This window comes from Klebsiella sp. WP3-W18-ESBL-02 (assembly GCF_014168815.1).
Lineage (GTDB): Bacteria > Pseudomonadota > Gammaproteobacteria > Enterobacterales > Enterobacteriaceae > Kluyvera > Kluyvera ascorbata_B.
Genome location: NZ_AP021972.1, coordinates 4,977,150 through 4,991,331 on the forward strand (window position 1 = coordinate 4,977,150; position 14,182 = coordinate 4,991,331).

Genomic DNA, 14,182 nt, shown 5'->3' on the forward strand with positions numbered 1-14,182 from the left:
AATGCGAGCGACCTCAAAAGTTCACCCGCTTCCCTTCTTTATAGGGGAAGAGAGCAACCTGTGAGGTTGCTCTCATTTTCCAGCAGACCATACATTTGTCCAGTTTTTGGCATAATTGTCAGATAGCGATGCCGATGGCAAGCCCCCTATTCTGTTGCCTATAACGAATGATTGGGAGAGAAGGCTATGGCGTTGGTTATTGAATTTGTCTGTGAATTACCGAACGGCGTTCACGCCCGTCCGGCCAGCCATGTTGAGACGCTGTGCAACACGTTTCGCTGTGATATTGAATGGCATAACCTGCGCACCGACCGTAAAGGCAACGCCAAAAGCGCACTGGCGCTGATTGGCACCGATACCCTGGCGGGCGATAGCTGCCAGCTCATCATTCACGGCAGCGATGAACAGGCCGCCCACCAGCGCCTTTCCGTCTGGCTAAAAGACGAGTTCCCGCTGTGCGACGCACCGCTGGCGCAGGCTGACAGCATTGAGCAGGCCCCCCTGCCAGAATCGTTAACCCGGCTGAACCCAACGCTGTTCCGCGCTCAGCCCGTTTGCAGCGGCAGCGCGGGCGGTACCTTAACCCGCCTGGCCGCGCTGGATCTCAATAACCTCAGCGATCTGCCATCGGCTCAAAGTCCGGAACAGGAGCAATCTGCGCTGGACGCCGGGCTGACCCGGCTGGTCAGAACGCTGGAACTGCGCCTGTTGGACAGCGACAGCACCGCCAGCGCCATTCTTGAAGCACACCGTTCGCTGGCGACCGACGCCTCGCTGCGCCAACACCTGTTGGCGGGCGTTAACGGCGGCCTAAGCTGCGCACAGGCCATTGTCGAGAGCACCAACCACTTCTGCGCCGAATTCACCCGCTCTAGCAGCAGTTATCTACAGGAACGCGCGCTGGATGTGCGCGATGTTGGCTTCCAGCTGCTCCAGCATATCTACGGCGAACAGCGTTTCCCTGCACCAGGGCAGTTGACCCAACCGGCTATTTGCATCGCAGAAGAACTGACCCCAAGCCAGTTCCTGGAGCTGGATAAAACGCGACTGAAAGGGCTGCTGCTGCAAAGCGGTGGTACCACGTCACACACGGTTATTCTTGCCCGTTCGTTCAACATTCCGACGCTCGTCGGTGTAGATATCGACGCCATGACACCATGGCAAAACCAGACGGTGTACCTCGACGGTAACGCCGGTGCGGTCGTCGTCGCGCCAACGGAAGCGATCGCCCGCTACTATCAGCAGGAGGCCCGCATGCAGGCCGCTATTCGCGAACAGCAAAGCGAGTGGCTGCATAAAGAAGCGCGCAGCGCTGACGGCATCCGTCTGGAAGTGGCCGCCAACATCGCGCACTCCGTCGAAGCACTGGCGGCTTTTGGCAACGGTGCAGAAGCGGTCGGTCTGTTCCGCACCGAAATGCTGTATATGGACAGGGCCAGCGAGCCGAGTGAAAGCGAGCTGTACAATATTTTCTGCCAGGCACTGGAGTCCGCCAACGGACGGAGCATTATTATTCGCACGATGGACATTGGCGGCGATAAACCGGTGGATTACCTTAATATTCCGGCGGAGAACAACCCGTTCCTCGGCTATCGCGCGGTGCGTATCTACGAAGAATACTCGGCGCTGTTCACCACTCAGCTACGCGCCATTCTGCGCGCGTCGGCACACGGTAGCCTGAAAATTATGATCCCAATGATCTCCTCGATGGAAGAGATTCTGTGGGTAAAAGAAAAGGTCGCCGAAGCCAAACAACAGCTGCGCAGCGAGCACGTACCGTTTGATGAACGCATTCCGCTAGGCATCATGCTGGAAGTACCGTCGGTCATGTTTATTATCGATCAATGCTGTGAAGAGATCGATTTCTTCAGCATTGGCAGTAACGACCTGACGCAATACCTGCTGGCGGTCGACCGCGATAACGCCAAAGTGACTCGCCACTACAACAGTCTGAATCCGGCCTTCCTGCGCGCCCTCGACTACGCCGTGCAGGCGGTACATCGCCAGGGCAAATGGATTGGTCTTTGCGGCGAGCTGGGCGCGAAAGGCTCGGTGCTGCCGCTACTGGTCGGCCTCGGTCTGGATGAAATCAGCATGAGCGCACCGTCAATTCCGGCCACCAAAGCCCGCCTGGCACAGCTCGACAGCCGCGCCTGCCGTCAGTTGCTTAACCAGGCGATGGCCTGCCGCACTTCGCTGGAAGTCGAACATCTGCTGGCGCAGTTCCGCATGAGCCAGCAGGACGCGCCGCTGATTACCCCACGCTGCATTTCGCTGGATAACGACTGGCGCAGCAAAGAAGAGGTGCTCAAAGGGATGACCGACAATCTGCTGCTCGCCGGGCGCTGCCGCTACCCACGCAAGCTGGAGGCTGACCTGTGGGCGCGAGAGGCGGTGTTCTCCACCGGGCTGGGCTTCAGCTTCGCCATTCCGCACAGCAAATCTGAACATATCGAACAATCGACCATCAGCGTCGCGCGGCTGCCCGCACCGGTGACCTGGGGCGATGAAGAAGCGCAGTTCATCATTATGCTGACGCTTAACAAACATGCCGCTGGCGACCAGCACATGCGCATCTTCTCGCGCCTGGCACGCCGCATTATGCACGAAGAATTCCGCAACTCTCTGGTTAACGCCGCCTCTGCCGACGCTATCGCCAGTCTGCTGCAACATGAACTGGAACTTTAAGAGGAACGAGCATGGAACTGTATCTGGATACCGCCAATGTGCAGGAAGTTGAACGCCTGGCGCGCATTTTCCCCATTGCTGGCGTGACCACCAACCCCAGCATTGTCGCTGCCAGCAAAGAATCTCTCTGGGATGTGCTGCCGCGCCTGAAAAAAGCGGTTGGCGAAAGCGGCACGCTGTTTGCCCAAACCATGAGCCGCGACGCTGACGGCATGGTGGCGGAAGCACGCAAGCTAAATGACGCCATTCCGGGGATTGTGGTCAAAGTCCCGGTTACCGCTGAAGGGCTGGCGGCGATTAAACTGCTGAAAAAAGAAGGCATTCCGACTCTTGGCACGGCGGTTTACAGCGCCTCACAGGGGCTGCTGGCCGCGCTGGCGGGCGCTAAATACGTCGCCCCGTATGTGAACCGCGTTGACGCCCAGGGCGGCGACGGCATTCGCATGGTGCAGAAATTACAGTCATTGCTGGAACTCCACGTACCGGAAAGTAAGGTACTGGCCGCCAGCTTTAAAACACCGCGTCAGGCGCTGGACTGTTTACTGGCAGGCTGCGAAGCCATCACCCTTCCTTTAGATGTAGCGCAACAAATGCTCGGCACACCCGCGGTAGAGTCAGCAATAGAGAAGTTCGAGCAAGACTGGAAGAACGCATTTGGTAATCTGAACCTGTAAGGGAGAAATGTATGGATCGCATTATTCAATCACCAGGTAAGTATATTCAGGGCGCTGACGTTATCACTCGCCTGGGTGATTACTTAAAACCGATGGCCAACAGCTGGCTGGTTGTGGGCGACAAATTCGTGCTGGGATTTGCCGAAGAGACGTTGCGCAAAAGCCTGACCGAGGCCGGGCTGGCCGTTGAGATTGCCCCCTTCGGCGGCGAGTGCTCACAAAATGAAGTTAACCGTCTGCAGGATGTGGCAAACAGCGCCAAATGCAGCGCCATTTTAGGCATTGGCGGCGGCAAAACGCTGGATACCGCCAAAGCGCTGGCCCACTTTATGAATCTGCCGGTCGCGATCGTCCCCACCATCGCCTCCACCGATGCACCGTGCAGCGCGCTCTCCGTGCTGTACACCGACGACGGTGAATTTGACCGCTACCTGATGCTGCCGCACAACCCGAATATGGTGATTGTCGACACCAAAATCGTTGCCGGCGCCCCGGCCCGTCTGCTGGCTGCCGGGATTGGCGATGCACTGGCCACCTGGTTTGAGGCCCGCGCCTGTTCACGTAGCGGTGCCACCACGATGGCAGGCGGCAAGTGCACCCAGGCCGCGCTGGCGCTGGCTGAACTGTGTTACAACACGCTGATTGAAGAAGGTGAAAAAGCGATGCTGGCCGCCGAGCAGCACGTGGTCACCCCGGCGCTGGAGCGCGTGATCGAAGCCAATACCTACCTCAGCGGCGTTGGCTTTGAAAGCGGAGGCCTGGCCGCCGCGCACGCCGTGCACAACGGGCTGACGGCGATTCCGGACGCACACCATTATTACCACGGCGAGAAAGTCGCGTTTGGCACCCTGACCCAACTGGTGCTGGAAAACGCGCCGGTTGAAGAAATTGAAACCGTGGCCGCACTGTGCCACAGCGTGGGTCTGCCAATTACCCTGGCACAGCTGGACATTAAAGATGATATTCCGGCAAAAATGCGCCTGGTGGCGGAAGCAGCCTGTGCCGAGGGGGAAACAATTCACAACATGCCTGGCGGCGCGGAACCTGACCGCGTATACGCGGCGCTGCTGGTCGCTGACCAGTATGGGCAGCGTTTTCTGCACGAGTGGGAGTAACCCCCTCACCACACAAACAAAAAATCCCCGCTTTCGCGGGGATTTTTTTATACCGTCAAAGCCACCTTACAGCAGGTCAAAACGGTCCAGGTTCATCACTTTCACCCACGCCGCCACGAAGTCTTTCACAAACTTCTCTTTGGCATCGCTAGAGGCATACACCTCTGCCAGCGCACGCAGTACGGCATTAGAACCAAACACCAGATCCGCACGGGTGCCGGTGTATTTCACTTCGCCGCTGACGCGGTCGCGGCCTTCGAACAGCTCGGACGTTTCGTCAGTCGCTTTCCACTCGGTGCGCATATCCAGCAGATTGACGAAGAAATCGGTCGTCAACGCGCCGACGTTGTCGGTCAGCACGCCGTGCTGGCTACCGTCAAAGTTAGCGCCCAGTACGCGCATACCGCCTACCAGCACCGTCATTTCCGGTGCGGTCAGCGTCAGCAGCTGCGCTTTGTCGATTAACAGAGACTCCGTCGTCGCTTCACCCGGCGCGGCGCGGTAGTTGCGGAAGCCATCGGCAACCGGTTTGAGCAGCTCAAACATCTCGATATCCGTCTGATCCTGGCGCGCGTCAACGCGACCCGGAGTGAACGGTACCTTGATGCTAACGCCAGCCGCTTTCGCCGCCTGCTCAACGCCCACTACGCCTGCCAGTACGATAATATCGGCCAGTGATGCTTTATGCGCTGATTTATAGATGCCTTCCAGTACCGGCAGCACGCGTGCGGCCGTGGCGTTCACTTCCCAGCCGCGCTGTGGTGCCAGCGCCAGACGGGCACCGTTAGCGCCACCGCGTTTGTCACCGCCGCGGAAGGTCGAGGCTGACGCCCACGCCACCGAGACCAGTTCGCTCACGGACAGGCCAGAAGCCGCAATGTCTGCTTTCAGACTTTCGATATCTTCTGCGGTTGGGTTGAAGAACGCATGCGGCAGCGGATCCTGCCAAATCAGATCTTCTTTCGGCACTTCCGGTCCGATGTAACGCGCTTTTGGCCCCATATCACGGTGGGTCAGCTTGAACCACGCGCGCGCGAAGGCTTCGTTAAAGGCCTGCGGGTCGTTGAGGAAACGGCGAGAAATTTTCTCAAAGTCCGGATCAAAGCGCAGCGTCAGGTCGGTAACCAGCATGGTTGGCTTACGTTTTTTCGACGGATCGAACGGGTCTGGAATAATTTCCGGTGCGTCGACCGCTTCAAACTGGATAGCACCAGCCGGGCTGCGGGTCTGGACCCACTCATATTTGAACAGGTTCTCGAAGAAGTAGTTGCTCCACTGGGTCGGGGTCTGAGTCCAGACGACTTCCAGCCCGGAGGTGATGGCATCTTTGCCCGCACCGCTGCCAAAGCTGTTTGCCCAGCCCAGGCCCTGAGATTCAATCGGCGCCGCTTCCGGATCCGGACCAACATGGGTGGCGGACGCCGCGCCGTGGGTTTTACCCAGCGTATGACCGCCAGCGATCAGTGCGACGGTTTCTTCGTCGTCCATCCCCATGTTGCCAAAGGTCGCGCGAATGGCAGATGCCGCAGACAGCGGTTCACCGCTGGCGTTCGGCCCTTCCGGGTTCACGTAAATCAGGCCCATTTCTGTGGCCGCCAGCGGGCGTTTAGCCAGCTCTTCAGGATCACGGTGCGCCAGCCAGGCTTTTTCGTCGCCCCAGTTTACGTCCTGATCCGGTTCCCAGACGTCTTCACGCCCGGCGCCAAAACCAAAGGTGCGGAAGCCGGAGTTTTCCAGCGCCACGTTACCGGCAAGAATATACAGATCGGCCCAGGAGATTTTTTGCCCATACTTTTGCTTGATTGGCCAAAGCAGGCGGCGCGCTTTATCCAGGCTGACGTTATCAGGCCAGGAGTTGAGCGGTGCGAAACGCTGCTGGCCGCGCCCTGCGCCGCCGCGTCCATCGGTTGAACGATAGGTACCCGCCCCGTGCCACGCCATGCGGATAAACAGCCCCACATAGCTGCCCCAGTCGGCTGGCCACCAGGACTGCGAGTCTGTTAACAGTGCACGAATATCACCCTTCAACGCAGAGTAATCTAATTTGCTGAATTCTTTACGATAATCGAAGTCCTCGCCCAGCGGGTTGGATCGATTGGAATGCTGATTAAGTAGGTCAACGCGAAGCTGCTTCGGCCACCAGTCTTTACTACTGGTGCCCGCGCCCGCACTTTGATCGTGGCCACCACCGTGGTGGAAAGGACATTTACCTGCGTTCTGGATATCGTCTGGCGTGCTCATCACTATGCTCCCTTACAGTATTTATCGTTAAGATATACACCCCTGCTGATAAGTTATAGCTGAAATGACCCACGGATTTGATAGTTAATTCCTCTTATTTTTCCCTTGCCAGAGAGGAATTTTTGCGCAGGTCGAGTCTATGCTTGCACAATTTGGGGTAAGTTGGCTGTGATCGATCGGGAGAAATGATAATAAACCACTAAAAATGTGAGGATTTTCTTATGTCCAGGCAGGGAATTTGAACGCGAGCCATTGCCCGGTGGCGCTTCGCTTACCGGGCCTACAAAATACCCATGTCGTAGGCCGGATAAGCTAACACCATCCGGCAAAATGTTATGCCGGACGCACACCCAGCGTGTGGCAAATGGCATAGCTCATTTCCGCACGGTTCAGGGTGTAGAAATGGAAGTCTTTCACCCCTTCGCGGCTAAGGATTTTCACCATGTCCATCGCGATACTGGCGCCGACCAGTTTGCGGGTTTCCGCATCGTCGTCCAGACCTTCAAACATCGTCGACATCCAGGCCGGAATACGCACGTTGGTCATATCGGCAAATTTCTTCGCCTGCTTGAAGTTAGAGACCGGCAGGATGCCCGGGATAATTTCGACATCAATACCGGCGGATACGCAGCGGTCGCGGAAGCGCAGGTAGCTTTCGACGTCAAAGAAAAACTGCGTAATCGCGCGATTAGCACCGGCGTCCACTTTGCGTTTCAGGTTCAGCAGATCGGCCTGCGCGCTTTTTGCTTCCGGGTGTACTTCCGGGTAGGCGGCGACAGAGATATCAAAATCCGCAACGTCCTTCAGCAGCGTCACGAGATCGGCGGCGTACATGTCCGGCTTGCCGCTGCCCGGCGGCAGATCGCCGCGCAGGGCGACGATATGGCGAATACCGTTGTTCCAGTAATCCTGGGCAATCGCCCGCAGTTCATCGCGGCTGGCGTCGATACAGGTCAGATGCGGTACGGCTTCAAGACCCGTGCGATCCTTAATGCCTTTGATGATGCTGTGCGTACGGTCACGCTCACCAGAGTTCGCGCCGTAGGTCACCGACACAAATTTCGGCTTCAGGCTGCTAAGACGATCGATAGAGTTCCACAGGGTTTGCTCCATTTCACTGGTGCGCGGCGGGAAAAACTCAAAAGAAACGTTAATCTGACCGGCTACTTCAGCCAGACTCTGGTTCAGCGCTTCCCGCTGGTTGGCGTGAAAAAAGCTCATACCTTACCTCATCAATCGCATGTCATTATTGTTGTACTGTAAACATCTATCCGTTTAGACGTCTGGATGTAAAAATGCCGCAAAAGACGACGGGCGTCAATAGAAAGATCGGCGTAAAAAGTGAGTAATACTCAGTAAAGATGAAAAAAGTTCATCTTCCGAATCCGGGGAAGATAAAGCACTAGCAATACCGCATTTCCAGGTGGAAACCATCGCGACGCGTCGCCCGTCGTATCGCTTCAATCACGATAACCACACTTTTTATACAGAATTAAAATTGCGAGCCACTTCGCATATTTTCCACACATCATCATCCTGAACAAAAATTCTATTGCAGACGTTAATGGCTTGTTTCACGATAAGTAGAACGTTCTACTATAACGTTATACCTAACATAAACAGGGTTATTAAAAGCACGCACGAAGAGGCGTCTATCCGGGGGAAATCAGTATGAGTCTGATATCGAGTGTCGTTAAATCGCTTTCTAAACTGTCGATGATTGGCCGCGCGCTGATGCTGCCCATCTCGCTGCTGCCTGCGGCCGGTCTGCTGCTGGCGTTCGGGGATAAATTCCACCTGCCGCTGATGATGAACGCAGGCGGGATTATTTTCGACAACCTGCCGATGCTGTTCGCCATCGGCTCCGCCGTCGGTCTGGCATCCGAGTCCGGCATCGCGGCGCTGTCTGCCGCCGTTTCTGTCTTCGTCACCAATATCACCATCAGCACCGTGCTGGGTATCACGCCGGAGATGGCGGGGCAAGGCGGGAAATATGCGATGGTGGTCGGTATTCCGACTCTGCAAATGGGCGTCTTTGGCGGCCTGATTTGCGGCATCCTCGCGGCCTGGTGCTATAACCGTTTCCACAAGATGCAGTTGCCGGAATTCCTCGGCTTCTTCTCCGGTAAACGCTTCGTCGCCATCGCTACCGCGCTGCTGTCGTTTGTGCTCGGGCTGGTTCTGCCATACATCTGGCAGCACATTCAGGCGGGTATCGACGCACTGTCGGTGATCATCAATGGCGATAACCAGGCGGTATCGACCTTTATCTTCGGTCTGGTTGAACGCGCGCTGATTCCGCTGGGCCTGCACCATATCTGGTATCCGTCGTTCTGGTACTCCTTCGGCGATTACACCACCCACGCAGGCCAGGTGATTCACGGCGATCAAACTATCTGGTTCAAAATGCTGGAAGAAGGCGTGAAATCCTTCAGCAGCGACACCTACCAGAATGCCGGTAAGTTTATGCAGGGCGAGTTCCCGCTGATGCTGTTCGCACTGCCGGCGGCTTGTCTGGCGATGTACCATGAAGCCCACACGAAGAATAAAAAAATCGCCGCCGGTATCCTGTTCTCGGCCGCGCTGACCTGCTTCCTGACCGGGATCACCGAACCGGTTGAGTTCACCTTTATCTTCGTGGCGCCGATTCTCTACGTCTTCAACGCCATCATGGCCGGTCTCTCCTATATGGTGATGTACCTGCTGCACGCACACATCGCTAAGTCCTTCTCAGCCGGGCTTATCGACTACATCTCGTTTGGCATCCTGCCGTCATTTAACGGCTATCAGACCAACTTCCTCAACGCCATTATTGTCGGCGTGCCGATGGGGCTGATCTATTACTTCACCTTCCGCTTCGTCATCCGCCGTTTTGATGTCAAAACGCCGGGCCGTACCGAAACCACGGTCAGCGCCAGCGATAAAAGCGATGAAGATCTGGCCACGGAGATTATCGGCCTGCTGGGCGGCGAACAAAACATCGCTTCCGTAGGCTCCTGTATCACGCGCCTGCGTCTGGAAGTGTCGGATAAAGCGCCGGTTGATAAAGATGGCCTGAACAATATCGGCGCACGTGGCGTTGTTTTCGTCGGCGATAACGGCATTCAGGTGATTTTTGGCGCCAGAGCGCAATTTATCGCGCAAACCATGTCGACGATGATTGGCAAATAATCATAAGATGTCGCCGGTTGGAGGTTCCCATCCCTGATGGGCACCTCCTTGTTTTCTGCGGATATTCACCACGGTTCAGGGAGCGTTTTTTGAAGAAGGTCAGCATAATTGATGTCGCGAAACGCGCGGGCGTCTCGGTTTCTACCGTGTCGCTGGTGCTTCGTCAGAAAGGAAAAATCTCCGATGCGACCATCGAAAAAGTGCAGGCTGCTATTCATGAGCTGGGCTACGTTCACAACGTGGCCGCCGCTAATCTCCGCTCTAACACCTCTAATCTGATTGGTCTTATTCTTCGTGACTTCAGCGACAGCTTCTCCATCAAAGTGATGGCCAGCATTGTGCAAGAGCTGGAAGCACAGGGCTATATGGTGTTTCTCGGCCAGCCGCTGAACGAACACGAGCACCTGGAACGCTGCCTGTTGTCGTTTAAGCAGCAGGGCGTCGCCGGGGTCATCTATCTGGCGTCCGACGTGCGCCGCGATACGCTACCCGCGCAAATCCGCCAGTGTCCGCTGCCGCTGGTCGTGGTGTCGCAGTCGCCGATCAACGCCGAATGCAACCGCGTGCTGCGCGATAACCAGCAGGCAGCCAGCCTGGCCACCCGCTATCTGCTGGAGCGCGGCCACCGCTACATTGCCTACCTTGGCGGCCAGGAACATGACCTGATTCGCCAGCAGCGCCTGGTGGGCTTTCGCAGCACCCTCACCCGCCTGGGCATTGCCAATCGCGATGAGTTTACCCCCGCCTGCGGCGACGACACGCACGCGGCAAGCGTTGCAACCCGCCAACTGCTGGAAAATAACAACGCCATCACCGCGCTGCTGTGCCATTCTCCGGACGCGATGATTGGCTGTATTGATGGGATTCATAAAGTGGGGCGCACCGTGGGGAAAGATGTCTTCTTAACCCAGCAGGTTGCGCTCATTGGCTTTGAAGATATGCTGCACATCAACCTCACGTCACCGGCGTTTACCTACGTCTCTTCCGCCAGCGAAGAGACCGGTCGCCAGGCGGCGACGCTGATGATCCGCAAGCTGAAAGAGCCCGCCTTACAAAACCAGGTCATTACGCTGTCGGGTCAGTTGGTCACTCGCGAATCAGCCTGAATCACGTCGATCAACCAACCGAGCCGCGCGGCGTTTTCCGGCAGCATGACCAGCCCGCACTGTAAACAGAGCGCCGCTTCTTCGAGGGGCCTGAACACCACGCCCTGGCGCTGAATAGCGGCAAACGAGGCGGGAAACAGACTCAGCCCTTCGCCGCGGGCAATGCGCGCCAGCAGTACATCGTGCTCCAGCGGTTCTTCAATACAGGTTGGCGCATAGCCTGCACGACGAAAAATAGCGCGCGTAAAGTCAAAGAAGGCAGGGTTACGTTCACGCTTAAACCAGAACAGCGGCCGATGAGCGATCGCAGGCAGCGTCAATGATGCCTGCGCCGACTCCGGCCACTGCGCAGGCAGGGCCGCAATCAGCGGCTCCTCGCGGGCAAGTGGGATCGTGCTTAGCTCTGACGTTTCCAGCGGCAGCGCCACCAGCGCGGCATCTATTTTCCCCCGCCGGAGCTGGCGCACCAGCTCCGGCGAACCGTGGCGCACAATATTCAGCGTCTCGACCCGCGTCGCAAGCAGCACTTCCAGCGACGTAAAAAAATCCGGCTCAAACGCAGTTGTCAGCCCGAGCCGCAACGATGATGTTGCCGTTTGAACCAGCCCGCTCAGGGCGGCGTAAGTCCTGTCCTGCTGCGCCAACAGCGGGCGAATAATCTCCAGCACCCGCAATCCTTCATCCGTGAGCGTCAACCCTTTGGTATGACGCACAAAAAGCACCACCCCCAGCCGTTCTTCAAGCTGGCGAATGTGGCGGCTCAGCGGCGGCTGCGACATATACAGCCTGTCCGCCGCACGGCGCATGTTGTTCTCTTCCGCCACCACGGCAAAGTAGCGCAGCAGGCGAATATCCAGAGAGTGGAGCGGCGATGTAGTCATACCCAAAAGGTATCACGAAATCGGTATTATCCACATCACTCTACGCCGCCTATTCTCTCGACATACACCGCACCTATGAGGGAAGAGTCATGCAATCAGAACGTTTTATTACCGGCCAGAAAATGCTGCAACAGGTTGATGGGAAAGGGGGCAACGCCGTTGTCGAGAGCCTGAAGGATATCGCCCCGGACTTCGCCCGCTATCTGCTTGAATTCCCGTTCGGTGATATTTACGCGCGTCCGGGTCTGGACCTACGCAGCCGGGAAATTGCCACCGTCGCCGCACTGACCGCCATGGGTAACGCCGCGCCACAGCTCAAAGTACACATCGCCGCCGCGCTGCACGTTGGCTTAACGCAGGAAGAAATTGTTGAGGTGATTATGCAGATGGCAGTTTATGCCGGTTTCCCGGCGGCGCTGAACGGGCTTTTTGCGGCGAAAGAGGTGTTTACCTCTCACCAGGACAAATAATGACGAAGTCCGAAATCCCCGATGGCGCTACGCTTATCGGGCCTACGTGGATTGCGTGACTGATTGATATCGACATCCCAGGATGTCGCTTGCGACGCCATCCGGCACAGCGAGCGGGTTTGTCAGCAATCTGAGGCCAGCGATGTTCCGCTGGCCTGCTCTCGTTTATTTCTTCACATCTTGCACACGCATGCCTTTCAACTGCTCATCCGTCAGCGTGTTTCCCGCTTTGAAATAATCCACCACAGCATTAGACACGTAATACCCGCCGGATGTATTACGCGCTTTCCCTTCGGTAAATGCGCTAAAACCATCACCGCCATCGGCCAGGAAGCTATTGGTCGCGATGTGATAAACCGCAGCGTCTTCAATTGGCTTACCGTTCAGCGTCAATGCTGTGACCCGCTGGCCCACTGGTTTGCTGCTGTCGTACTGCATCGCCAGGCCTTTGGACGTTTGCAGAACGCCGTTGCTTAAACCAGCACCGTGCTCCATCAAACTGCGCAGTTGCTTACCGCTGAGGTCCATTGTTGCAAGCTCATTCGGGAACGGGAAAGTACTAATGACCGCCCCCATGGTGATGGAGCCTGCCGGGATTTCATTGCGGATGCCGCCGGAGTTCGTCAGCGCCAATTGCGTCTCTTTCCCCGCAGCCGCCAGCAGCGCATCTGCCGCCAGGTTCCCCAGTGAGGAAGATTCGCCATAAGCGCGCGTTAACTCAACCGGCGAGTTAGCCACCACCTGCTGCACAACTTCATCCAGCTTTTTGTTCCAGCCATCAATAACCTGTTTCGTCTGCGGGTCGGGCTGCCACTCATCGGCATAAATGGTTTTCAGTTCGAAGTTCTTCACCGTAAATTGATGCGGTTTCTGCTGATAATCCAGCACCAGTTTACCCACATCAATGCCGCCGCTGTCGGTAGAAAGAATCAGGGTATTACCGACTTTAATCGGTTCCGGCGTACCGACATGCGCATGACCGGTGATCAGGATATCTAACCCCTTCACCTGGCTTGCCGTCTGGATGTCTTTATCCAGCGCACGACGTACATCGGTTCCCCCCAGGCTGGACTGACGCGCTGGCGTGCCTTCATGGATCAGCGCCACGGTGAGATCGACCTTACCCTTTAGCTCGTCAATGTAGCGCTGCAGCCACTTCACTTCATCGCGCGCTTCGATGCCAACACGCGTCGCAGCAGAAACCGTATCATCAAAGGCAAACACGCCGTGCAGGCCAATCACGCCGATTTTTACACCCTCTTTTTCAATAATGGTGTACGGCTTATCCCAGAACATTTTGCTGCTGTTTTGATAGAAGATATTGCCCTGCACAATCGGGAATGTTGCCTGGCTCAGCTGCAGCAGCGTGTTGTCCCAGCCATGATCGAACTCATGGTTGCCCATGGTAACGGCATCGAAATTCATGGTGTTCATGATATCGATAATCGCTTTGCCCTTGGTCAGGCTGCTGATATACGGCCCGGTAAAATAGTCCCCGGCATCCAAAAACCACGTTGCCTTATTGTTGGCTTTTTCCTGCTTCACCATCGTCGTGATATTGGCCCAGCCGCCAATATCACGGGTACCATTCGCAATCCATGGGACTTTATAGGGTTCAACGTGGGCATGGAGATCGTTGGTATAGATAATAGTGACATCCTTTGCCGATGCCCATAATGGCAGCGATATCAAAACGCCAACTGCCAGCATTTTTAACTTCATAATCAACCCCTTTCAGTCATATAAAGAATTGCTACCTTACGTTCTGAAAGGTTTTTATATGTGAGAAAACTCACATCTATCGTTAAGGTGTGTAGGGCAAAATCAACGACCTTT

The 14,182-nt window shown here is 56.3% G+C and carries 10 protein-coding genes; 6 read left to right on the top strand and 4 right to left on the bottom strand.

The window, feature by feature from the left end; translation table 11 throughout:
* The first annotated feature begins 186 nt into the window (after positions 1-186).
* From ptsP to gldA, 3 genes are read left to right on the top strand one after another with little or no spacing between them, the layout of a single operon-like run.
* The gene (ptsP, locus tag H7R56_RS23850) at positions 187-2,688 is read left to right on the top strand and encodes a phosphoenolpyruvate--protein phosphotransferase (RefSeq protein ID WP_106929390.1); all 2,502 of its coding nucleotides are present in this window, start codon (positions 187-189) and stop codon (positions 2,686-2,688) included.
* A gap of 11 nt (positions 2,689-2,699) precedes the next feature.
* A complete protein-coding gene (gene fsa, locus H7R56_RS23855; protein WP_106929388.1) occupies positions 2,700-3,362 on the top strand; it encodes a fructose-6-phosphate aldolase in 663 nt (220 codons plus the stop codon).
* An 11-nt stretch (positions 3,363-3,373) separates the two neighbouring features.
* Entirely contained in the window at positions 3,374-4,477 is a 1,104-nt protein-coding gene (gldA, locus tag H7R56_RS23860; protein WP_106929386.1) for a bifunctional L-1,2-propanediol dehydrogenase/glycerol dehydrogenase, read from the top strand.
* Between the two features lie 66 nt (positions 4,478-4,543).
* Here the strand turns inward: gldA and katG are convergent, their stop codons facing one another.
* Both katG and metF read right to left on the bottom strand, forming a co-directional pair.
* Positions 4,544-6,718 carry a catalase/peroxidase HPI gene (gene katG / locus H7R56_RS23865; protein ID WP_106929385.1) on the bottom strand — a complete coding sequence of 725 codons (2,175 nt, stop codon included), beginning with the start codon at positions 6,716-6,718 and terminating at the stop codon, positions 4,544-4,546.
* Between the two features lie 333 nt (positions 6,719-7,051).
* Positions 7,052-7,939: a methylenetetrahydrofolate reductase gene (metF, locus tag H7R56_RS23870; RefSeq protein WP_106929383.1), complete on the bottom strand. Its 888-nt coding sequence runs from the start codon at positions 7,937-7,939 to the stop codon at positions 7,052-7,054.
* 450 nt (positions 7,940-8,389) lie between these two features.
* On the opposite strand from metF, the gene H7R56_RS23875 reads away from it, so the two are divergent.
* Together H7R56_RS23875 and malI are read left to right on the top strand one after the other, a co-directional pair.
* The gene (locus H7R56_RS23875; RefSeq protein ID WP_106929381.1) at positions 8,390-9,889 is read left to right on the top strand and encodes a PTS transporter subunit EIIC; all 1,500 of its coding nucleotides are present in this window, start codon (positions 8,390-8,392) and stop codon (positions 9,887-9,889) included.
* 89 nt (positions 9,890-9,978) lie between these two features.
* Positions 9,979-10,995: a Mal regulon transcriptional regulator MalI gene (gene malI / locus H7R56_RS23880; RefSeq protein WP_106929380.1), complete on the top strand. Its 1,017-nt coding sequence runs from the start codon at positions 9,979-9,981 to the stop codon at positions 10,993-10,995.
* Here the strand turns inward: malI and H7R56_RS23885 are convergent.
* Positions 10,968-11,876 carry a LysR family transcriptional regulator gene (locus H7R56_RS23885; protein WP_106929378.1) on the bottom strand — a complete coding sequence of 303 codons (909 nt, stop codon included), beginning with the start codon at positions 11,874-11,876 and terminating at the stop codon, positions 10,968-10,970. The genes malI and H7R56_RS23885 overlap by 28 nt on opposite strands.
* 89 nt (positions 11,877-11,965) lie before the next feature.
* Here H7R56_RS23885 and H7R56_RS23890 point away from each other — a divergent pair, with 89 nt between their 5' ends.
* On the top strand, positions 11,966-12,346 hold the full coding sequence (locus tag H7R56_RS23890; protein ID WP_106929376.1) for a carboxymuconolactone decarboxylase family protein: 381 nt from the start codon (positions 11,966-11,968) through the stop codon (positions 12,344-12,346).
* A 165-nt stretch (positions 12,347-12,511) separates the two neighbouring features.
* On the opposite strand, the gene H7R56_RS23895 is transcribed toward H7R56_RS23890, so the two are convergent.
* Positions 12,512-14,068: a bifunctional metallophosphatase/5'-nucleotidase gene (locus H7R56_RS23895; protein WP_106929375.1), complete on the bottom strand. Its 1,557-nt coding sequence runs from the start codon at positions 14,066-14,068 to the stop codon at positions 12,512-12,514.
* Positions 14,069-14,182: the final 114 nt, after the last annotated feature.